Origin of the sequence: Halobacillus litoralis (assembly GCF_004101865.1) — a bacterium.
Classification (GTDB): domain Bacteria; phylum Bacillota; class Bacilli; order Bacillales; family Halobacillaceae; genus Halobacillus; species Halobacillus litoralis_A.
In genome coordinates, this window is record NZ_CP026118.1 from 2,692,070 (window position 1) to 2,713,932 (window position 21,863).

The 21,863-nt window shown below is 42.8% G+C and carries 16 protein-coding genes, 1 pseudogene and 1 riboswitch; of the genes and pseudogenes, 12 read left to right on the plus strand and 5 right to left on the minus strand.

Annotation, left to right across the window (positions count from 1 at the left end; genetic code table 11):
• Nucleotides 1–74: 74 nt before the first annotated feature.
• Nucleotides 75–1,433, plus strand: coding sequence for a polysaccharide deacetylase family protein (locus HLI_RS13595; protein WP_128525465.1), 1,359 nt, complete (start codon nt 75–77; stop codon nt 1,431–1,433).
• Between the two features lie 260 nt (nt 1,434–1,693).
• On the opposite strand, the gene metX is transcribed toward HLI_RS13595, so the two are convergent.
• The gene (gene metX / locus HLI_RS13600) at nt 1,694–2,752 is read right to left on the minus strand and encodes a homoserine O-acetyltransferase MetX (RefSeq protein ID WP_128525466.1); all 1,059 of its coding nucleotides are present in this window, start codon (nt 2,750–2,752) and stop codon (nt 1,694–1,696) included.
• A 20-nt stretch (nt 2,753–2,772) separates the two neighbouring features.
• On the minus strand, nt 2,773–4,470 hold the full coding sequence (locus HLI_RS13605) for a PLP-dependent aspartate aminotransferase family protein (protein WP_128525467.1): 1,698 nt from the start codon (nt 4,468–4,470) through the stop codon (nt 2,773–2,775).
• 114 nt (nt 4,471–4,584) lie between these two features.
• Nucleotides 4,585–4,694: riboswitch (SAM riboswitch) on the minus strand.
• A 146-nt stretch (nt 4,695–4,840) separates the two neighbouring features.
• On the opposite strand from HLI_RS13605, the gene HLI_RS13610 reads away from it, so the two are divergent.
• From HLI_RS13610 to HLI_RS13620, 3 genes are all read left to right on the plus strand, one after another.
• Nucleotides 4,841–5,038: a DUF2188 domain-containing protein gene (locus HLI_RS13610; protein ID WP_128525468.1), complete on the plus strand. Its 198-nt coding sequence runs from the start codon at nt 4,841–4,843 to the stop codon at nt 5,036–5,038.
• 147 nt (nt 5,039–5,185) lie between these two features.
• Nucleotides 5,186–6,403 (plus strand): NAD(P)/FAD-dependent oxidoreductase, encoded by a 1,218-nt coding sequence (locus tag HLI_RS13615; protein WP_128525469.1) that lies wholly within the window; start codon nt 5,186–5,188, stop codon nt 6,401–6,403.
• Nucleotides 6,404–6,453: 50 nt separating this feature from the next.
• The gene (locus HLI_RS13620; protein WP_128525470.1) at nt 6,454–6,909 is read left to right on the plus strand and encodes a hypothetical protein; all 456 of its coding nucleotides are present in this window, start codon (nt 6,454–6,456) and stop codon (nt 6,907–6,909) included.
• Nucleotides 6,910–7,081: 172 nt separating this feature from the next.
• On the opposite strand, the gene HLI_RS13625 is transcribed toward HLI_RS13620, so the two are convergent.
• The gene (locus tag HLI_RS13625; RefSeq protein WP_128525471.1) at nt 7,082–7,927 is read right to left on the minus strand and encodes a TetR/AcrR family transcriptional regulator; all 846 of its coding nucleotides are present in this window, start codon (nt 7,925–7,927) and stop codon (nt 7,082–7,084) included.
• Nucleotides 7,928–8,051: 124 nt separating this feature from the next.
• Between HLI_RS13625 and HLI_RS13630 the strand changes: the two genes are divergently transcribed.
• Both HLI_RS13630 and HLI_RS13635 read left to right on the plus strand, forming a co-directional pair.
• A complete protein-coding gene (locus HLI_RS13630) occupies nt 8,052–11,258 on the plus strand; it encodes an efflux RND transporter permease subunit (RefSeq protein ID WP_128525472.1) in 3,207 nt (1,068 codons plus the stop codon).
• Between the two features lie 134 nt (nt 11,259–11,392).
• Complete coding sequence (locus HLI_RS13635; RefSeq protein WP_128525473.1) at nt 11,393–12,358, plus strand: NAD(P)/FAD-dependent oxidoreductase; 966 nt, start codon at nt 11,393–11,395, stop codon at nt 12,356–12,358.
• A gap of 53 nt (nt 12,359–12,411) precedes the next feature.
• On the opposite strand, the pseudogene rarD reads toward HLI_RS13635, so the two are convergent.
• A pseudogene (rarD, locus tag HLI_RS13640) lies at nt 12,412–13,325 on the minus strand (EamA family transporter RarD).
• Nucleotides 13,326–13,452: 127 nt separating this feature from the next.
• Nucleotides 13,453–15,042, minus strand: a complete 1,590-nt coding sequence (locus HLI_RS13645) for an FAD-dependent oxidoreductase (protein WP_128525474.1) — start codon at nt 15,040–15,042, stop codon at nt 13,453–13,455.
• Between the two features lie 144 nt (nt 15,043–15,186).
• On the opposite strand from HLI_RS13645, the gene HLI_RS13650 reads away from it, so the two are divergent.
• The 6 genes from HLI_RS13650 to HLI_RS13675 all read left to right on the plus strand — a co-directional run bounded on the left by HLI_RS13650 (nt 15,187) and on the right by HLI_RS13675 (nt 21,859).
• On the plus strand, nt 15,187–16,440 hold the full coding sequence (locus HLI_RS13650; protein WP_128525475.1) for an EAL and HDOD domain-containing protein: 1,254 nt from the start codon (nt 15,187–15,189) through the stop codon (nt 16,438–16,440).
• Nucleotides 16,441–16,553: 113 nt separating this feature from the next.
• A complete protein-coding gene (locus tag HLI_RS13655) occupies nt 16,554–16,982 on the plus strand; it encodes a MarR family winged helix-turn-helix transcriptional regulator (protein WP_164908563.1) in 429 nt (142 codons plus the stop codon).
• Entirely contained in the window at nt 16,982–18,181 is a 1,200-nt protein-coding gene (locus HLI_RS13660; protein WP_128525477.1) for an MFS transporter, read from the plus strand. Before HLI_RS13655 ends, HLI_RS13660 begins: the two co-directional genes overlap by 1 nt.
• A 75-nt stretch (nt 18,182–18,256) precedes the next feature.
• Nucleotides 18,257–19,438 (plus strand): methionine gamma-lyase, encoded by a 1,182-nt coding sequence (megL, locus tag HLI_RS13665; RefSeq protein ID WP_431357369.1) that lies wholly within the window; start codon nt 18,257–18,259, stop codon nt 19,436–19,438.
• A 180-nt stretch (nt 19,439–19,618) separates the two neighbouring features.
• Nucleotides 19,619–20,116, plus strand: coding sequence for a PTS sugar transporter subunit IIA (locus HLI_RS13670; protein WP_128525478.1), 498 nt, complete (start codon nt 19,619–19,621; stop codon nt 20,114–20,116).
• A 798-nt stretch (nt 20,117–20,914) separates the two neighbouring features.
• Complete coding sequence (locus HLI_RS13675) at nt 20,915–21,859, plus strand: carbohydrate kinase family protein (protein ID WP_206659615.1); 945 nt, start codon at nt 20,915–20,917, stop codon at nt 21,857–21,859.
• The last annotated feature ends 4 nt before the right edge of the window (nt 21,860–21,863 follow it).

Below are 21,863 nucleotides of genomic sequence, written 5' to 3' on the forward strand. Positions count from 1 at the left end.
CTATTTAGTTAAGTCATTGTTACATTTATGTTACGATAGGTTGTGTGAATTTAAGATAAAGAGGGAAAAAATTTATGAAGCAACCTATTTTATATATGTTACTGTTTACCGTTTTGCTATCAACGGGATGTTCGTTCATAGCAAGTGCTAATAAGGATTCAGAAGAACCTGCATCGTCAGAGTCTCCTGTCTATCAGGTAACGATGGAAACCGACATCGTAGAATATGATGAATTTCATATCACTATACATTATCCCCAGACACCCAACAATCAGATGAACCAAACCATCGTTGACTATGTGAATCAACAAAAAACATACTTTAAACAAGAAAGTTATAACAGTATTCAAGAAGGACAGTCTAATGAGTCGCATGAATTGCATATCGACTTTGAGGTTCTCCACCAAAACCAACGATTTTTCGTAGTGAGATTCAAAGAAACGATGGATATCGGTAAGGACAATCCGATTACTGATCAAACCATTATGAATTTTGACAAAAAGAACGGAAAACGTCTTGAAGTTGGTGAATTGTTCAAGGATGATGTTTACTATGTGGATCGACTGTCTGAACTCACAATAGAAAAACTTGAAAAAGGCGTCGAACAGGGAACAGTAGAGAATTCAGTTGTACAGCCAAAGCCTGAAAACTACAAACATGTCGCTCTCTCTGGAGAAGGATTAGTCATTTATTTTAATAAGGATAAGCGATTACCATCCAGCATTAATCTGGAACTTGAAGAGGTTTCCAGTATGATGCGTTCGGAGTATGCAGAAGCGATAGGGGAACTTTCAAATGCGAAATCAAAATCTTCAACTCCTGAATCTGCATCTTCAACAGTTACCGTTGAGGACTCCATCGATGGGGATTTGGATGGAAATAAGCGGGCAGCTATCACATTTGATGATGGACCTCACCCTAAAGTGACTGCAGAAATCCTTAATCTTTTAGACAAATATGAAGCAAAAGCGACTTTCTTCATGATTGGAAAAAGAGTAAGTTATTATCCAGAGGTGGCACGTGACGTGGCAGACCGCGGTCATGAAATAGGTAACCATACATGGAATCACCCGCGGTTAAACAGATTGACTTCTGAGCAAGTCGACGATCAAATTGAATCGACACAAAAAATAATCAAACAAGTGACTGGCAAAGAGGTAGGGCTGATCAGATTACCGTTTGGTGAAGAACCTCCGCTGGATTATAAAAACCAACTGGATGCGGTTCCTTGGACTATATATTCTGAAGGGTGGAAGGACAAAGAAGCTTTGGAAATCTCTCAGGAGATCCTTTCACAAGTAGAAGATGGTTCTATCATTTTACTTCATGAGTTGAATAATAAAACTCCAGAAACACTTGAGCTGATTTTAAAGAATCTGAAACATGAAGGATATGATTTGGTTCCTGTGAGTAAATTAGAACAAGATAAATAGAAGAGGCAGAGATAAAAGAATTTTTCCACTAGAAAACCCGAACGAAATTTCGTTCGGGTTTTCTATATGAAGCAATAAATGCATACGCCGCTCCGGCAACATACTTCGTTTTCCCAGTGTCAGTTATCGTTTTGTCCCGACATCTTTGTTTAGTCACATTAACCCTCAGAAGCCCTTTGCTGTGGCAAAAGTACCACTCCAAGGTTTGCTTAAGATGGTCGGGGGGGGGCAAGGCGCATGCGCTTTTAATCCCACTTATTTTATTTTTGGAATAGTTTGTTGTGGATCCAATTTCCCCAGCGGTTGAATTCAACAAGAAATCCATCATGCCCATAGTCTGTATCCACATGATGATGCTCAGCTCGAGGCGAGTATTCAGCGAAATGGCTGATTAAGGCACAAGGATAGAGAAGGTCATGTTCAAAGCTGATGGTATATATATCTGCTTCGTATTTTTCTGCTGCTGTCTTCCAGCCTTCCCTCCCTCGGCCGATATCATGATTATTCATAGCTTGAAGGAGATAAAGATAACTGTTGGCATCGAAGTGTTCTTTAATTTTATCCCCTTGGTGATCCAGGTAGGATTGAATGTTATATGAAGTTTCAGCATTGTGAGAGCGTGCAAACCTTTTCTGGAAAAGTGTACTGCTTCTATAGGTGACCATACCTGTCATCCGGGCGATTTCGAAGCCTTGCAGCTGGTCATTCGATTCATAATAGCCTTCTTTGAACTGCGGGTCGGTTTGTATGGCGCGTGCCCCGATATGATTGAAGGCAATGCCATAATCACTTAAATAGGGAGTAGCAGCCAGGATGAACAACTGCTTCATGTAACCAGGATAGAGAAGCCCCCATTCATATGTTTGCATTCCACCAAGAGAACCACCGGCGACGGCCTGGACTTCTTTGACACCTAATTTTTGCAGAGCTTGATATTGGGCGTGAACCATATCACGTATCGTAACGTCAGGGAAGCTCTGGCGGTATTTTCTCCCTGTTTCAGGATTGATACTAGCAGGGCCGGTAGAGCCGTGACAGCCTCCTAATACATTGAATGTAATGACTTGAAAATGTTTGGTGTCTATTGGACAACCATCTCCGATCAATCCTGCCCACCAGCCTGGCTCTTCGTCTGATCCCACTGCAATTTGGTTACCTGTCAAGGCGTGACATACGAGGATGACAGGGGCCCCTTGAGGACCATAACGTTCATAAGCAAGCTCAACATGCTTCAAATGTTCACCAGATTCAAAAGTGAAAGATCCGATGGCTATAGAACTGCTTGTAAGTGGCTGGCTGGTGGGGTTCTTCAATGACATATTTGATGCCTCCTTTCTTTTTATACAGATACCAGAGTAGTTGTAATGTCTTTCCCTGATTGAATAGTGATGATGGCTTCGTATAGATTCAACCCAGAGAAAATATGATCACTTTCGCTTTTATAAGGTTTTTGTGACCAGATGAGGGAAGGGTTTATAGAATCAGCTATTTGAAGGATTTCCTCATCGAGACGGTCCACGTACACAATATCCACTGGTGAAGTTAAATCAATTACATCTTCTACTTGTTGTAATGGAATAACTTTGAAGCCTAACCTTGCTAATTTCTTTTCTTCGTTTCCATGACTTTTGTCAGAAGATTGGATGATAGCAATCACCTTTTGCCGTATTTCTTCATTCGATCTAGACAGAGAAGAGACAAGAATTTTTTCTGCGAGATTTTTTGCAGTACCATAAGGCTGGCTATATCCTGTCGCGTGCTCTATTGCACAATCGAGGTCGTGTATCAAATCTTCCACAGACTCTAGTCCTACAGACAAACGTACAAGCTCCTCTTTTACACCTGATTTTTGTAAGTTTTCTTCACTCAACTGCTGGTGGGTGGTCGATGCTGGATGGATAATCAATGATTTGGCATCGCCGACATTTGCGACATGGGACCAAATGGTAGTATGATCAATTAATTTGCGTCCTGCTTCCCGGTCCCCTTTAATACCGAAAACAACAATCGAACCATATCCATAATTGAAATATTTCTCAGCTAGCTGATGGGTCGGGTGATCGGTCAGGCCAGGATAGTTGACCCATTCAACCCCCTTGTGATTCTTCAAGTACTCTGCGACTTCAAGTGCCTGATCAGCGTGTTTTTTAATACGTAAATGAAGGGTTTCTAAACCTTGTAGCAATAAAAAAGCATTTTGAGGACTGAGGCATGCACCGAGGTCACGTAATAGCTGAACACGAAGTTTGATTGCAAAACCAGCAGGCCCGACATCTATACCGAAACGAATGCCGTTATAACTTTCATCAGGTTCTGTAAAACCAGGGAATTTATCATGGTTCCAATCAAAGCGGCCGCTATCGACAATTACCCCGCCTATTGTAGTACCATGACCCCCAATCCATTTTGTAGCTGAATGAATAACAATATCCGCGCCCCAGGCGATTGGTTTACATACATAAGGAGTTGCAAATGTATTATCGATAATTAATGGGATATGGTGGGTGTGAGCTACATCTGCGACACCTTCGATATCCAACACATCGAGGCTTGGGTTTCCGATCGTTTCAGCAAAAATTGCCTTTGTATTCGGGGTGATTGCTTTATTGAATGCTTCGGAATCGTTCCCATCAACAAAATGGACATTTATACCATAACGAGGGAGTGTATGGACGAATAAGTTGTATGTCCCGCCGTAAAGGTTGGTTGAGGTAACGATATCGTCACCGGCATGAGCCACATTCAAGATGGCCATGGTAATGGCAGACATCCCGGATGCCGTGGCTACTGCTGCTGCTCCGTCTTCCAATAGGGCGATGCGTTGTTCAAATACATCCACTGTGGGATTTCCGATCCTTGTATAGATATTACCTGGTTCCGCTAAAGAGAAAAGGTTCTGGGCATGTGTTGTGTCGTTGAACACGTAAGAGGTGGTCTGATAAATCGGCACTGCCCTTGAACCTGTAGTGGGGTCGGGCTCTTGGCCTCCATGAAGCAATTGAGTTTCAGCACCGTACGTATGGAAAGGTTGTGTCATCGAAAATTCCTCCTTGATTGAAAGTAGTTCTAGGAATCCTCAGGGGTGATGGAAGGAAATAAGAAAAGCCCTCTTCTGTTTAATAAGAAGAGGGCTTTATTTATAATATACCTCCCCTTATCTTTCAGATCATCTGACCTGTAGGATGTAGCACCTTTTCAAGGATTGCCTTGAAGGTTGCCGGGCGTCGTAGGGCCTAGTCCCTCTGCCGCTCTAGATAAGAGTTGTTTCTATTCGATTAGTCTGACTTGTTTGAAATTATAAATGGGCGCCGTGATATTGTCAAACTATTTTTGCAATTACCTTCACGTTTGAATTTCCTCACCAATGGGAAATGTCTATTAAGTCAATAATGAAGGAGTGAAGATTTATGAAACAATATAGTGTTGTACCTAATAAAGATGTAACTGGATGGTTTGTGAAAATTGAGGATGTCGCTCCGACAGATGAATATGATGAGCGCGATACAGCTGTGGAGAAGGCTGAAGCGATTGCTAAGGAGAACAAGCCGAGTAAGCTGTCTATCTTAGATCAAAACCATGAAGTAGAAGAGGAACGAACTTATTAAGTTGAAAACTCCCCGTTGCGGGAGTTTTTTTATTTGGGAAAAAAACAGTAAGCTTATCTCATCATTGTGGACGAAGACCGCTTCACTATTCAGATGTCCTTCGTTAAGATGGTAATAGAAAAAGAATGATTAAGGGTGAGTGCACGGATGGATGATCATTATGATGTAATTATAGTCGGAGCTCGAGTGGCGGGTTCTAGTTTAGCGATATTATTAGGACAAATTGGAAAGAAAGTATTGCTCATAGATAAAGCGGATTTTCCAAGTGATACATTATCAACACACTATATGTCGCATACAGAGTTTTTGAATGAGCTGGGTGTGCTGGATCGTTTAGAGCAATCAGGCTTACGCAAAGTCCGCCGCATGCGCACATATATCGGGGCGAGCTTTGTAGAAGGACCTCGTTCTTCCTATACGATTATTCCAAAACGCGACCAGCTGGATTATGTTTTGATAGAAAAAGCAAAAGAATACCCTAATGTCACTGTCATGCCCAGAAGTCCTGCTCGTGGATTATTGTGGGAAGGGAACAAAGTCACAGGAGTTCGAATTGATAAGGGAAGTAATGTATTCCACGTACATAGTGATTTAGTCGTGGGGGCAGATGGAAAGAATTCAAATATTGCTCACTGGGTCAATGCAGAAAAGTACAAACAAACAGACCCCGTACGTCCCGTTCTTTACGGTTATTATGAAGGAATACAACCTTTGAGTGAACCTACGACCGAAATTTTCTTGCATGAAGGGAGAATCGGATTCCTTTTTCCCATGGAGGAAGGGCGGGATTGTCTAGGATTGGAAATTCACCCGGAAGAATTCAAAAACATGATGAAAGATCCTGAAAAGAAATTTGAAGAAATTTATCAACAGCATTATGGAATGGAGAAGCGTATGGAGTCAGCCCGTTTGCAAGGGAAAATCATAGGGACACCCGGTATGCCAAACTTTTTCAGGGAAGCTTATGGAAAAGGGTGGGCTCTGGTTGGCGATGCCGGTCATAGTAAAGACCCCAGCACGGGTCTCGGTATCAATGATGCCTTCATGCAATCCTTTTACTTAGTTGAAGCTGTCAGACAGGTGGATCACGGACATGATTGGGCTGAAGCGATGGCGTCTTTTGTGAAAAAAAGAGATGAGCAGCTCCTCCCTGGATTTCAATTGACACTTGACTACATTCAATCACTAAGGATGTGGACAACAAATGAAGTGGCTTTATTCCAATCTATCGCCGCTAACCCGATGGCATGGAATAAGCTGGCCCCGAATATAGGAAAACATCTAGCAGAAGATACGAAAGATTTTCCCTTGCTCCATACAGTCGTTGAGATGGAAGCAGAGCAATTCGGCTTTAAAAAGGAATAAAAGGAATCGCTTTCTTTATATCGAATTAATTAAGAGAGAGGTGATAAGGAATGGAATGGTCAAAAGAATCAGCCTATGAGAAACTGCAAGAGATTTATACAGACCGGGTCATGCAGGATGAAAAAAGGAGAATATTCCAACTCGTGTACCGGCATTTAAATGAGCACCTTGAAGATTTGGCAGTCAAATCGGGTTTAAAAGAGAAGGCAGAAAAACAATTGAAATTCTTTAAAGAATATACATTCATGCCTGGCGATAATTTGTTTCAGTCAATGCGTTATGTTTTCCTTGTGGCACGTGGGGAGAATGGAGAAGATCAAGAAGTTACCAGGCAGCACCTGAATCGGATTTATCGCTCTCTTTACCAGCCTGCCGGACTGAAAAATCCTTATATTCCTGATTCTTTTTGGGAAACGCCGCTGGGCGTGGCCTGTTTAGTAGCTGAAGAAGGGGTGGAAGCTGTTTACCCGATACTGGATGAAATCTTAGAAGCTGAAAAAGTATAAAAAGTTCAGCGTAGGAAGTGGTTGGCCTCCTGCCGATAATATTGAATCAGACAATGACGATTGAACGGCTTTCACTCTATGGCGAAAGCCGTTCAATCGTTTTGCCTGCATTTCCTGATTACAATATTTATTTAAAGGATTTCTTTCATCGTAGCGATTCCAGCAATTTAACTCAAAGTTGATAAAAGGAGCGTACTTCAGACACGAAACCTTCATAATGTTTGTTTTTTTCTAGGTTTGTCAGCATCCCTTTCAATATAGCCGTGCGAGGAGACTCACGGTTCATTTCTTCAAGCAGCACAGCAACTGTGTCCTGTACTTCTTGATCGTCATCTGCTCGGATTTCCTGAAGCTTCGATAGGAGAAGATCTTTTCCATGACCTTCTAACGCCTCAGGAATGATTTTTTGTATGAATTCATCATTAATGACTGGTTGGTCACCACTTTGTTCAAAGCCTTCTATAATAAAGTCCGTGCGTCGCAACACCGCTTTGGACAAAACTTCGAAGTTTAAATCGGCACCCTCGATAATGATTAAATCCATATATCCTTTAAAGATTCCCTGCAATAAAAAGCTCACTTCCCAAATTGTCTCCTCGACGTGACTTCCATAGATGTTCAAAAGGTGTTTTTTATAAAATAAGTAAGAATTCAGTCGCATTTGTTTAAGGAAACCATCGATATTTTCGTTGAATGGAATAGCCTGTTCCCTTATTTGCATAATAATGAACTCGCGGTGATCGGCAAGTTCTTCAAATGTCACTTGTAATTGTTTTGTGAATTTAGTGCGAGCATCGACATCAAGGTTTTGAATCTCTTCTATTTTGGTTTGGATGCGATTGTAATAATAATTGAAGATTTCAAATAAAAGGGCGTCTTTAGTTTTGAAGTGAAGATAAAATGCGCCTTTTGATATTCCGCATTCCTTAGCAATCTCTTGAACAGACGTTGAGCTGAAGCCTTTTTTGGCAAACAGTTTGATGGACTGTTCTATGATATATATTGATTTTTGGTCCATAATTTCCGCTCCTTCATTCCTGGAAAGAATCACACATTTAACGATTTCCCCTTGACCTATGACTGGTTGGTCATTTATATTATATTTGGTTGTGACTAATCGGTCAATTGAAGGGGAGAGTATTATGAAAAGAATCATCGACTTTTCGATGAATAATAAATTTGCCATATGGTTAATGACTATTTTAATCACTGCTGCTGGCTTGTATGCAGGATTGAATATGAAACTGGAGACTATACCTGATATAGAGCCACCGATCATTACGGTGACGACGGTCTATCCGGGAGCTACTCCTGAAGAGGTAGCTAATGAATTATCAGAGCCATTAGAGCAGCAAGTGAGTAATTTGAGTGGAGTCAAGACGGTTAGTTCGACTTCATATCAGAACGCTTCTTCACTCCAGCTGGAATACAGCTTTGATAAAAGTTTAGATGAAGCAGAGGATGAATTGCAAGATGCAGTTGAGCAAGTTTCTTTACCGGAGAATGCTCAGGAGCCTTCAGTGTCACGTCTGAACTTCAATGCATTCCCCGTTGTCAGCTTAAGTGCCCTTAACGGAGAGGGGTCACTAGAAGAATTGACGTCGACGGTAGAAGAGCAAATTGTACCGAAATTAGAAGGTTTAGAAGGTGTAGCCGATGTTCAAGTGTCTGGTCAACAGCTTCAAGAAGTCCAAATTGATTTAGATGAAGAAGCGCTGAGTGACCGTGGGTTGGATGCGGAAACGATTACCAGCTTGATTCAAGGCTCGGATGTTTCTTTCCCTCTAGGTTTGTACACCTTTGACGATACCCAAAAGTCTGTCGTTTTAGATGGAAATGTGACGAGTGTAGAGGAATTGAAAGAGCTACAGTTGCCTGCCATACCCAATTCCGGTGGTGCAGGGCAGATGCCTGGACAATCTGGAGCGGAGATACCCTCTCAAGAATCTGCAGGAGGCCAGGGAGAAGCTTCACCACCACAAGGGTCTGAAGGGACATCAGGCCAAACCGGGTCGGACATCCCCCAGTCAATGGTTCAATCAGAAGGGATTCCGACTGTTGCTTTAGGTGACATCGCTGATATTGAGGTAGTAGGAGAAGCAGAATCGATTTCCCGCACAAACGGTGAAGATTCAATTTCCCTCCAAATCGTAAAAACTCAAGAGGCAAATACGGTTGATGTTGTTAATAGTGTCAAAGAAGAAACAGCTTCTTTCCAGGATGAGTTGGACGGAGTGGATTTTGTTTACTCCTTTGACCAGGGAGAGCCGATTGAAGAATCTGTCAGCACGATGCTGAACAAAGCATTGTTTGGTGGAATCTTTGCGGTTATCGTTATTTTACTGTTTTTGCGTAACATCAAAACGACTTTGATTTCAGTTATTTCTATTCCGCTATCCTTGCTGATTGCGATTTTATTCTTGAATCAAATGGATATTACGCTGAATATCATGACATTAGGAGCAATGACGGTTGCTATAGGACGTGTGGTCGATGACTCCATCGTAGTCGTCGAGAATATATACAGGCGGATGTCGTTATCAAGTGAAGAACTGCAAGGGAAACATTTGATTCGTGAATCGACAAGAGAAATGTTCATGCCGATTTTATCTTCCACCCTTGTAACAATTGCGGTATTCCTGCCATTAGGGCTGGTAGAAGGGACGGTAGGGCAGATCTTTTTACCATTTGCACTTACCGTGGTTTTCGCTTTGCTTGCTTCTTTGCTTGTGGCGGTTACCATTGTGCCGATGTTATCGCACCTGCTTTTGAAAAAAGCCAAAATAAAAGAGCAGCCTCATGAAGAAAGCGGAGGAAAAATGGCGGGCTGGTACCGTACAGTATTGACACGTACGCTTGATCATAAAATAATTTCTACTATAGTAGCTGTGCTTGTGCTCGCTGGAAGTATCGCATTGGTTCCTTTAGTCGGAACAAGCTTTCTTCCTGAACAGGAGCAAAAAATGGTAATGGCTACGTATAATCCAGAGCCAGGTCAGACGCTGGACGACGTTGAAGAGATTGCTGAAGAAGCTCAAGAATATTTCCTTGGACGGGAAGGGACGGAAAACGTTCAATATTCCGTTGGCGGGGAGAACCCGATGAGCCCTGGTGCATCCAATCAAGCAATGTTCTACGTGGAATATGCAGATGACACAGAGGAATTCTCTGATGAAACAGAAATTGTAATTGATGGGTTAAATGAACAGACAGAGCGCGGTGAGTGGGCAAATCAAGACTTCTCTGGCGCAGGTTCAAGCAGTGGATTAGAATTGCGTATCTTTGGTGATAGTGTGGACGAGATCAAACCAGTGGTTTCTGAGGTCGAAGCTTTGCTATCTGAAGAAGAAAACTTGAGAAATGTGGATTCGAGTTTATCTGAATCCTATGAGGAATATACGCTTGTCGCTGACCACGAACGTTTGAGTCAACTTGGTCTGACAGCAGCACAAATCGGCATGGAATTGAACCAGAACCGAGAGGAGCCGGTAGTAACGACTGTTGAACAGGACGGGGAAGAACTAGATGTCTATTTAGAAGTAGAAGAGGAAGATATCTCGAGCGTTGAAGACTTGACGAAACGAGAAATCCAATCACCTACGGGGCAATCAGTAGCCATTGATGAAGTTGTCGAAATTGAAGAGGGTACGACAGCTGATACCATCACCAGAAGAGATGGACGTGTTTATGCTAGTGTCAGTGCTGAAATCACAGTCGATGATGTTGGAGCGGTTTCTACCCAGGTGAATGAGATGGTCCAAGATATCGAGACGCCAGCCGGGGTGGAAATCACTCAAGGTGGGGTAGCTGAAGATATTGAAGAGTCATTCTCCCAACTAGGCTTAGCGATGCTTGCTGCGATTGCCATCGTTTATTTGATTCTCGTCGTCTTCTTTGGAGGCGGATTGGCACCATTAGCCATATTGTTCTCCTTGCCATTTACCATCATCGGGGCCGTACTCGGGTTGCTGGTCAGTGGTGAAACACTTAGTATCTCTGCGATGATCGGTGCTTTGATGTTGATCGGAATAGTTGTTACCAATGCAATTGTTCTCATTGACCGAGTCATCCATAAAGAGAAAGAAGGTTTATCGACTAGAGAAGCCTTGTTGGATGCAGGGATGACAAGGTTAAGGCCGATATTGATGACAGCCCTTGCTACAATCGGTGCATTGCTGCCATTAGCATTAGGCTTTGAAGGTGGTTCGATCATCAGTAAAGGTCTTGGTGTGACAGTAATTGGCGGATTGGCAAGCTCAACTCTATTAACCTTGCTTATCGTCCCATTAGCTTATGAAACATTGACGAAATTCCGTAAAAAGAAAAAAGGGCAGCCGAATAAAGCGTGAGCGGTGAAACTTACGCATTTTGTCCCTTTCTTGTAATCGTTTAGATGGTAAAATAAGAACATCCTCACATTCTGAGGGTGTTCTTTTCATATAATCAGGGAAACAAATGAATAAAATGATATGGAGGTGTCGGGATGGAGCATTATGAGATTACGATTATCGGTGCAGGGATGGCTGGCATTACTGCTGCAAGGCGATTAATCAAGCAAGGCAGAACGAACTTCCTTTTGACGGATAAAGGAAAATCTGTCGGCGGCCGTTTAGCCACTAGACGGGTGGCGGATGGAAAAGCGGACCATGGAGCACAGTTCTTTACAGTTCGGACAGAAGAGTTGGAAGAAGAATTAGAAGAGTGGCTGAATCGAGGGTGGATAAAGCAATGGTTTGGCGATCGCTACCCTCGTTATACAGCAATCGATGGAATGAACCAATTAGCTCAGCACCTGGCTTCAGATATCAATACATCTTTACATACAAAAGTAGTGAAACTGTTAGAAATCGATGGGGGCTATCATGTTTATAGTGAAGATGGGTCAGAGTGGAAGACGGATAAAGTATTGTTGACGATGCCCACACCTCAAGTAGTCGAACTGTTGAAAAACAGTAAACTGGATATCGTAACAGCAGAGCTTAAACGCTTGAAAGAGATCATCTTTGAACCCACTTATGTCGGAATCTATCACTTTAATCATACAACGAACCTGCCTGAGAACGGGCACTTGGATCTGGACTTACCTGAAGGAGTAGAGCGTATCGTTGACCATCGTAAAAAAGGAATTTCCCAAGATACAATAGTCAGTGTTTATATGAAGGGGGACTGGTCCAGGAAATATTATGGGGAAGACTATGTTCATTCATTGATTAAAGAAAAAACCGAACTCTATCTTGAGTGGAGTACTCTCGAATCTGAACAATTGAAACGCTGGCGCTATGCACAAGCTAAGAAAACCATAGAACAGTCTTATATTGATTTATCCGGAGATGGCCGTTTAGTTGTTGCAGGAGATGCCTTCTTGCGTTCAAACGATGAAGCTGGACGCACCAGGTTTGAAAGTGCTTATCTATCAGGAAAAGATGCAGCTGCTTATTTAAGCTGGTAAAAAGAAAAACGCGAGGGCCACAGGCTATACCATGGCTCTCGCGTTTTTCAGTACTAACTAGCTTTAGCTTCATATCTCTTCAGGCGCTTCATCCGAGTAACTGTGTAGACAGCCAGCCCTGCCCAAATGAGTGTGAACGAAACGATGTGAACTTCTGTGAAGGGTTCATCGTACAAAAACACACCAATTATGAGCATGATGGTCGGAGCGATATATTGCAAAAAACCTACCATCGATAATGGGATACGTTTAGCCCCGGCTGAAAAGAGCAGTAGGGGGACGGCGGTAACAACCCCGGCACCAAGACGACAAATGCTGTATGGGATAGTATGCTCACTTCTGACCATTGACCGCTTTGCTGTTGAAATAAGAAAATCAAGGCAGCAGGTGTAACGATAAGTGTTTCAATGGTCAATCCGAACATGGCGTTCAAAGGTACAAGCTTCTTAAGCAATCCGTAGGCACCGAAACTGAATGCCAGTAAGATCGCAAGCCAGGGAACAGACCCGAAGTTGATGGTCATATAGAGAACCCCTAGACCTGCTAATAAGAAGGCCAGCCACTGTGCCTTTGAAAAATTTTCTTTTAATACGATCATCCCGAGTAAAATGCTCACAAGTGGGTTGATATAATACCCGAGGCTGGCTTCCACTACATGCTCTGTATTGACTGCCAGGATGTAGGTGACCCAGTTGATACTTATGGCCAATGAAGCAAGTGTAATCCCTAGGATTCTTTTTCTGCTTTTAAAAATATACCGGCATTCTTCTATGAAAGCGGTCCGTTTCCTTGCCAGGATAACTATCAAACTCATAAAGACGAAAGACCACACGATACGGTGGGCAAGAATTTCAAAAGCGGGGATCTGCTGGATGAGCTTCCAATAGATCGGAAGCAAGCCCCATAGAATATATGCGCCGGCTGTATAAAGTACGCCTGATTTTTGATCATTGATCATGCTGAGGATCCTTTCAAAAGGGATATGGATGTTAAATCATACGCTTCATTATATCACCTATTTAAAGGAGAAACAGAAAAAATGCATGACCCATTTTTAGGGTCATGCACTTTAGATGGTGATAGTATCGGATCGCTTAAAAGGATTCTTGATTTTCATCGTAATCATCCCCGGCGTTTTGTATTGGGGCATCATTTTTGTCCTGAATAGCTATTTTCATTAATGGTTGTTCAGCTGGTCCTTCGACCACTGATCCATTAAAAGAGAATCGGGAACCATGACACGGGCAATCCCAAGTATGTTCGGCACTGTTCCACTCGACTTCACACCCCATGTGTGTACAAGTGGTATCAAGTACGTGGAGCTTCCCTTCCTCATCCCTATAGGCGCCGGCTCGTTCTCCCTTCCACTGTACGACCATACCTTCACCTTTCTTTAAGTGTTTAGGACGGTCGCTGACCAATTCTAACTTTCCTTCCACAAGATGAGTGGCGACATCGAAATTTTGTGAAAGAAAATGCTTCATACTCGGATCTGATTTGAATCTTGTCGGCTTGAACAGCTCATGAAAAAGGGAGTCTTCTCCTGTGACATAGTCACAAATCAGCTGGGCAGCTAACGTGCCGTTTGTCATCCCCCATTTCCGAAAGCCGGTGGCAATAAATACACGATCATTATTTCTTGTGATGGGGCCGATATAAGGGACTTTATCTAATGTGGTCAAATCCTGTGCAGACCACTGGAACAGCTTCTTCTTAATACCGAATGTTTCAGCGGCGAACTCTTCTAGAGCGTTATAATGAAAAGAGGTGTCAACCCCCTGGCCGGTTTTGTGGCTTTCCCCTCCAATCAGTAAGAGAGGTGTTCCATTATAGTGCGCAGTCCGGATCGAACGTTTTGGCTCATCTACTGATAAATACATTCCTTCTGGAACTTCTTTTTCCGGCTCGATGGCCAGAAGGTAAGATCTCTCGGCATACATCCTGCTGAAATAAAGACCTTTTCCATCGTAAAAGGGAAAGTGACTGCAAGAAATGACTTTTTCACAAGCCACTGTAAATCCATCTCCTGTCATGACTTCCACTTTATCCTTTTCCTGTACATCTGTCGCTTTCGTATGTTCATAAATTTCTCCCCCTAGTTTAGTGAACTCTTCTACAAGGGCAGATAAATACTTCAGGGGATGGAATCTAGCTTGGTTCTTCATGCTTAAAGAACGAGTGGTTTCAATAGAAAATGGTAGGGTTTCACCAAGTTCCCCCTCAATCCCTAATGTTTGATACGCTTCATACTCTTTCTCTAACTTTTGTGCTCCAATATTTGTTGTAGCAAATAAGTAAGCATCTTCTTTTGTCCAGTCACAATCGATTTCATATTTATTGATCAGCTCTTCTACTTTTTGTAAGGCTGTCATTTGAGCTTGATAGTATAAGGCGGCTTCTTCTTCGCCGAAATGTTTCATTATTTCATGGTAAATAAGACCATGCTGTGCCGTCACTTTGGCAGTTGTATGTCCTGTTGTGCCATTGAGGAGCTGATCCGCTTCCAGGAGTGTGACCTGTTTGCCTTCCTTTGCCAGCAAGTAGGCAGTAGTGATCCCGGTGATACCTCCACCTACAACCACCACTTCTGTTGCTGAATCTTCCTTCAAGGTTTCGAAAGTTGGTAGTGCCATGTCTTCACGCCACAATGGTTCTGGTCGAGTCCATTTCTGATGATGTTCCATACTTTCCCTCCTGTGTGTCTCTTTCCTTTCATTCTTTCCTTTCTCTTACATTTCATGTATAGGGAGCATGGAAAATTAACAACTTTTCACCTTTATAGTATAATTGAGGCATTGATTATGTATGGTGAAAGGGGGCAGCTGAGAATGGAAGTATTTGTGGCACGACAGCCGATCTTGAACGTGAACGATGAGGTTTATGCTTATGAACTTTTGTACCGGAATAGTGAAGAAAACCGGTTTGTTCCAATTGATGCCAATCAAGCGACATCTGAAGTATTGATGAACAGCTTTGTTACGATTGGTTTGGAACGTTTATCCCAGAATAAACCTTGCTTCATCAATTTCACAGAAGATCTGCTGTTTGAAAAAGTTCCCGAATACTTCAATCCGCAACAGTTGGTCGTTGAAATACTGGAGCACGTTTCTTTCAGTCTTGATTTAATCAGGGTGTGCCGGGAGCTGAAAGGGAAGGGGTACCTGATCGCTCTTGATGACGTTATAGATTTGGACAGGGCTTCACTGTATGAACTTCTCCCATATGTAGATATTTTGAAGGTGGACATCAGAGCTGTTACGAAAGAAAACCGCTGGAAAATCATTCGCTTGACTGAGGACTTCAACCTCACGCTTTTAGCTGAAAAAGTGGAGACGAGAGAAGAACATCACCAGTGTAAGGAGGAAGGATTCGAACTTTTCCAGGGTTTTTACTATAGTAAACCGTTGATCGTTAAAGGGTTGGAGATTCCTTTTTATACAGGTACTTATTTTCAGATGATCAAAGAATTATCAGCTACTGAGGAAGAGGTCAACATTGAAAAGGTAACGGAAATTCTAGAACAGGATGTAGCTTTAACCTACAAGTTACTGCGTCTGATCAATTCATCTCAATACCGGGTAAAGGTGCCTGTTCAATCCATCAAACAAGCCGTTATGCTTTTAGGTACTGAGTCTTTGAAAAAATGGTTGTATGTTTTATCAGTAGAACAGACGGCACCCGTCACTTCTTCAAAAACACAATTAATTTTAAAGACCAGTTTACTAAGGGCGAAGATGTGTGAACAAATAGCCATCCGTATTAGGACAAAAGCAAAGGCGGATGGTTTCTTTCTTACGGGATTCATGTCTCTGATCGATGTGATCACTCAAAAGCCCGTGGGTGAAGTCATTAACTTACTGCCCCTTGATACAGCTATAAAAGAAGCCTTGCTAGGAACTGAAAATATTTACCGGCAAATACTTGATATGGTAATTGGGATGGAAAAGGCGGACTTTGAAATACTGGAAAGTCATTTAATCGTCGGAGGAGTGGGCTTTACTGAGATTTTTGAAATTTATGGGCAGGCAATTGCGTGGACAGATCAATTGTATCAAGAGCATTTCACTGAAAGTGCGACATAGTGGACAGGCATCAATAATAGTGGTAATCTAATTCATGTTTGCTTCCTATAAATGAGGGAGCAACTATTTTTATGTATAACGTTACCTAGGTAATGAAAAAGGAGAGCGTAAGATTGACACTATTATTTCATCGTATCCAACAATTATCGAGAGACTTAAACAAATATTTAAATGAATCTTTGGAAGAAGAAGATATCTACATGTCCCACTGGGCTGTTTTATTTCAATTGGAATCCAACGACGGGTGTATGACTCAAGCAGAACTTAAGGAGCGCCTCAATATCGAAGCTCCGCCATTATCAAGAGTCATTCAGAAACTGGTAAAGCTCGGTTACATTGAAAAAAATAAAAGTAAAGATCAGCGCACAAATGACATCACCATCACAAGAAAAGGAGAAGAAAGATATCCTTTTTGGCGGAAAGCTATCGGAGAAGCTGAGGAACGCTTATTAGAAAAGTTGGGGACAACGGGGGAGAAGGCTTTAGAAGAACACGTATTGTCCTTATCTCGTATGGTTTCTGAAGAAAGGAGGGGAAGCTGATGAATGCTGCCGCGAAACAGCCCCTTTGGACTAAGAGCTTTCTCAATGTATGTCTCAGTAATTTTTTCGTGTTCTTGGTTTTTTATCTGATGTTTGTGACCTTACCTATTTATGCTATCGAGGAGGTCGGAGTAGCAGAAGGACAAGCTGGATTGATAATAACCCTCTTTTTGTTAGCTGCTATCATGATACGTCCGCTTACAGGACAATGGGTGGAATCGATTGGGAGGCGACCTGTTGTTATTTTGTCATTGAGCATCTTTCTGATTAGCTCAGGATTGTATTTTTTCTTTGATGCATTCAGCTTTTTGCTTGTTGTTCGTTTCATACAGGGTCTTGGATTCGGAATGGGGACTACTGTCCTTGGAGCGTTAGCAGCAGATGTTATTCCTGAGCAACGTAAAGGGGAAGGAATGGGCTATTTTGCCATGTCAATGAATTTCGCTATGGTCATCGGTCCTTTTTTAGGGTTGACGATTATCCAGTCCGTGAATTTCATGTTCATGTTTCTTGTATGCTTGTTTTTTGCAGCTGTAGCCTTTTTGTCAGGAATTATGATCAAGGTGCCTGAAAAAGGATCCTCTACTAAGAAAAGTGTCATCCCGAATTTAAATGGGCTTCTTGAAAAGCCTGTCATCCCTTTAGCTTTGACAGGAGCTGTATTAGCGCTTACTTATTCCGGTGTTTTGTCCTTTGTATCGGTGTATGCGAACAACCTTGGCCTTGAGGAGGCTGCTAGTTATTTCTTTGTAATATATGCTCTCGTTCTCTTGATTTCCCGACCTTTTACAGGGAAGTGGTTTGATCAGTATGGGGAGAATGTCATTGTCATTCCTTCCATTATTCTATTTGGTGTAGGGATGTTCGTATTGAGCTTTGCGGAAACTTCCCTGCTTCTGCTGGTCGCCGGTGGACTGATCGGCTTAGGGTGGGGAACGCTCGTGCCTAGCCTTCAAACCATTGCTCTGAAAAAAGTTCCGGATCGCGCAGGTGCAGCTACAGCCACCTTTTTCACCATATTTGATATAGGGATGGGAATCGGTTCCTATGTGGTAGGTGCTGTTGCAACAGGAATCGGTTTTTCCTCATTATATTTCAACAGTTCATTCATAATATTCGGAGCGGTTTTCCTATACATTTTGTTACACGGAAGAACGGTCCAGCCGAACTCGAAGCAAGAAATAGAATATAGTAAATAAGAAGGAGGACGTTGGCTCCTTCTTTTGTTAAAATTAAATGAAAACGCTTACAGAAAATGCAAAGGGGAGTAAGACGTGAAAGAAAACATTAAAAGTATGGAAACATCCATGATCCACAGTGAACATAAGGTACGTGATGTCCATGGGAGCTTGACGATGCCGATTTATCAGACATCGACGTTCTCTTTTTCATCAGCTGCAGAGGGTGCACGCAGGTTTGCCGGTGAGGAAGAAGGTTATATATATTCTAGACTTGGAAACCCGACTGTCAAAGCCTTGGAAGAGCGAATAGCTGTTTTGGAAGGTGGCGAAAGAGGGTTGGCCTTCGCCTCAGGAATGGCGGGCGTAAGTGCTGTACTTATCGCTATGACGAAAGCGAATGACCACATCCTATGTTCAAATGGTCTATATGGTTGTACTTATGGGCTCCTTCAAATGCTGGAAGAAAAATATGACATTACACACGACTTCAGTTTTATGGAATCTGAAGAAGAACTAAGAAATAAGATTAATAAGAACACTTCTTGTATTTTTATTGAAACACCGATTAATCCCACGATGAAGGTGGTCGACTTATCTATGGTCGCGCAGGTCGCTAAGGAATACGGCATTCCTGTCGTCGTTGATAATACATTCTGCACACCGTATCTTCAACGCCCATTGGAAAAAGGGTGCGACATCGTCATCCATAGTGCGACGAAGTATATCGGTGGGCATGGGGACGTCATTGCCGGTCTTGTCGTTGGTAAGGGAGAATTCATGAATGCCCTCGCAATGGCTGAGCAAAAGGATATCGGCGGCGTCCTTTCCCCTTTTGACGCCTGGTTGTTGTTAAGAGGTATAAAAACCCTTCATATCAGGATGGATCGCCACAGTTCTAATGCTGCGGAGATCGCTCGAAAACTTAAGGAACATCCAAGAGTCGAAAATGTTTACTACCCTGGGATGGAAAACCACGAGCAAAAATCAATAGTCAAAAAACAAATGAAAACGGGGGGAGGGGTCATCGCATTCGAATTAAAAGGATCGAAGTCCGAAGCCCAAAATTTCATGGATCGATTAGAACTCATTCAAATTGCGGTGAGCCTGGGAGATGCAGAAACATTAATACAGCATCCAGCCACAATGACTCACGCGGTTGTTCCAGAAGAAAAGAGAAAGGAAATGGGAATAGGTGATTCGCTTATCCGTTTATCTGTAGGCCTTGAAGCTGTAGAAGATATTTGGCATGATATGAATCAGGCACTGCAATCTTAAATAACTACTTAAATGTTGGAAGCCGGGGCGTCCCCCGGCTTCTTTTTGTTGAGAAAAATCCGTTAACTGACAGCAAGGGTTTATCCATCTCTACGTAGGGAAAAGTAGTACTACAATGATGATGAACAAAGATGAAATATCAAATAATAAAAGGTGAATTCAAGAAAGGGACGGTGCAGTATGTTAAAGAAACTATTCGGTAAGAAAAGTGTAGAAGAGCAGCTTGTTGCTCCTGTAAGTGGGAAGGTCGTTTCCTTGGATGAAGTGGATGATCCAGTATTTAGTCAACGTATGATGGGAGACGGGGTAGCTGTGGAACCGACAGACGGAAAGGTCGTTGCGCCGGTTTCAGGTGAAATCGTCCAACTGTTTCCTACTAATCATGCTGTCGGTGTTAAGACGAAATCAGGTGTAGAAGTACTAGTTCATATCGGGTTAGAAACAGTATCTATGGAAGGTGAAGGTTTCGAGGGTCATGTGAAAACAGGAGATCATGTCAATGCCGGAGACCGATTGGTGACCTTCGATATGAACTTGGTAAATGAGAAAGCTAAGAGTACGATTACCCCGGTTGTCATCACAAACTATGATGATATTGTTGATAGCTTTGAGCCTTCATACAGTGATGGGGCGGAGGCTGGACAATCCACTATTGCAACACTGCAAACGAAATCATAAAAAAAGACCTAAAGCAGAGAATTCTTTGCTTTAGGTCTTTTTCTAATTAAGTCCATCCCCATATTCCATAAAAGCCCCCCTTTTCCTTAACACTCTGTTTCGAGATGTTTGTATGGAATAAAGGGTCGCTTGGGAAGGATTCCTCCAGTTACATTGCCCAGACACTCGCGACATAAGCAGAACATCAAAGGAATGAAAAAGCACATTCCGTTAATGTTCTGCTTATGCTAGTCGTGTCTCCCAGGGCAATTCCACCTTTGAACACTTTCCTGTGGGGGAACTGGCGAGCTTCCTCGGGCTTAAAAGCCCTGCGGGATCTCGCCTACCCCCTGCTCCCACGGGAGTCTCACCCTTCCCAAACGACCCTTGCCATAAGAAATTCTCAAAACCGACTTATTGTAGAAGGGATTTCTTAGTTGGAAAACGCTATGAAAATAGTATACGCGCAGAGTTCTCTATACTTAGAAAGATGCTTGAATGAATACGATTTCGAGAAAATTATACGGTAAGGGCGGAGGGGAACAAGGAGACTCCTGCGGGACAAGAGTGCAGGATGAGACCCCACAGAGCGTTATTAGCTCGAGGAGGCTCATCGCGCTCCCGCGGAAAGCGAATTGTTCCCCGTAGCCCTATAATCTCAATAAAAGCCTCGAAATCATGTTTTCAAGTATTCTGACCGTTTATGGAATAACCGTTAATATTTCGATTGGAATCCACTTGGCGAAAAACGTATAATGGGAGCAGACTAAGGAGGCGGGTGAAGGGACCTCTTTTCATATTTGCGAAAGGATGATGGAAATGACACAAGGAATCATAACATTAGGAGAAGCATTGATCGACTTCATTCCACTTGATGCCCACAATGTCAATTTTCAAAAAAGCCCTGGTGGGGCACCGGCTAACGTAGCTGTAGGTCTGGCACGCCTCGGTGCAAAGGCGACGTTTTTAGGTAAGGTCGGTGATGATGTTCTCGGTCGGTTTTTAAAGGAAACCCTTACTGGTTACGGAGTACATACACAATATATGCATTTGACCGGAGATGTGAGGACGGGTGTGGTCTTCGTCACATTAGGCGAGGAAGGGGAGCGCAGCTTCGATTTTTATATCAACCCGAGTGCCGACCGCTTCCTTGAGAAACAAGAAGTGGAAGAAAGCCTCTTCCATTCCCATAACCTTTTCCACTTTGGGTCGATTTCTATGATTGATCAACCAGCTCGCTCGGCTACGAAGTTTGCTGTTGAGCGAGCGAAACAGAACGGACTGATCATATCCTACGATCCCAATTTGCGCTTAGGGCTCTGGCCCTCTGAAGAAAAAGCGAAAGAAACGATTCTTTCCATGCTGGTAGAAGCGGACGTTGTGAAAATTTCTGAAGAGGAACTTGAGTTTTTAACTGCGGAAATAGATATCGATGCTGGTGTCAAAGCATTAACAGATTACAATATTCCTGTTTTATATGTTACCAGGGGTGGAGAAGGAAGCCACGTGTTTACGAAAGAAGGCCAAACCCACATCCCCGCGATGAAAGTGGATCCTGTTGATACGACTGGGGCAGGAGATGCTTTTGTTTCTGCCATACTTTATCAAATGAGTGAAAAGGGGCAGCCTGTTACAGAGTTGTCTCTTACTGACTTAGAGGCAATCACGCGTTTTGCCAGTGTATCAGGAGCTTTGGCCGCCTCTACTAAAGGGGCTATGACAGCTTTACCGACGCGGGAAGAAATAGAAGGATATTTGAGATAGGAGG

What these genes read in the sequence shown, in the direction of transcription:
- HLI_RS13670 (WP_128525478.1), top strand. Translation starts at nt 19,619, where the DNA reads ATGTTAAAGAAACTATTCGGTAAGAAAAGTGTAGAAGAGCAGCTTGTT.
- HLI_RS13630 (WP_128525472.1), top strand. Translation starts at nt 8,052, where the DNA reads ATGAAAAGAATCATCGACTTTTCGATGAATAATAAATTTGCCATATGG.
- HLI_RS13660 (WP_128525477.1), top strand. Translation starts at nt 16,982, where the DNA reads ATGAATGCTGCCGCGAAACAGCCCCTTTGGACTAAGAGCTTTCTCAAT.
- HLI_RS13595 (WP_128525465.1), top strand. Translation starts at nt 75, where the DNA reads ATGAAGCAACCTATTTTATATATGTTACTGTTTACCGTTTTGCTATCA.
- metX (WP_128525466.1), bottom strand. Translation starts at nt 2,752, where the DNA reads ATGTCATTGAAGAACCCCACCAGCCAGCCACTTACAAGCAGTTCTATA.
- HLI_RS13605 (WP_128525467.1), bottom strand. Translation starts at nt 4,470, where the DNA reads ATGACACAACCTTTCCATACGTACGGTGCTGAAACTCAATTGCTTCAT.
- HLI_RS13625 (WP_128525471.1), bottom strand. Translation starts at nt 7,927, where the DNA reads ATGGACCAAAAATCAATATATATCATAGAACAGTCCATCAAACTGTTT.
- HLI_RS13620 (WP_128525470.1), top strand. Translation starts at nt 6,454, where the DNA reads ATGGAATGGTCAAAAGAATCAGCCTATGAGAAACTGCAAGAGATTTAT.
- HLI_RS13650 (WP_128525475.1), top strand. Translation starts at nt 15,187, where the DNA reads ATGGAAGTATTTGTGGCACGACAGCCGATCTTGAACGTGAACGATGAG.
- HLI_RS13675 (WP_206659615.1), top strand. Translation starts at nt 20,915, where the DNA reads ATGACACAAGGAATCATAACATTAGGAGAAGCATTGATCGACTTCATT.
- HLI_RS13645 (WP_128525474.1), bottom strand. Translation starts at nt 15,042, where the DNA reads ATGGAACATCATCAGAAATGGACTCGACCAGAACCATTGTGGCGTGAA.
- HLI_RS13635 (WP_128525473.1), top strand. Translation starts at nt 11,393, where the DNA reads ATGGAGCATTATGAGATTACGATTATCGGTGCAGGGATGGCTGGCATT.
- HLI_RS13610 (WP_128525468.1), top strand. Translation starts at nt 4,841, where the DNA reads ATGAAACAATATAGTGTTGTACCTAATAAAGATGTAACTGGATGGTTT.
- HLI_RS13615 (WP_128525469.1), top strand. Translation starts at nt 5,186, where the DNA reads ATGGATGATCATTATGATGTAATTATAGTCGGAGCTCGAGTGGCGGGT.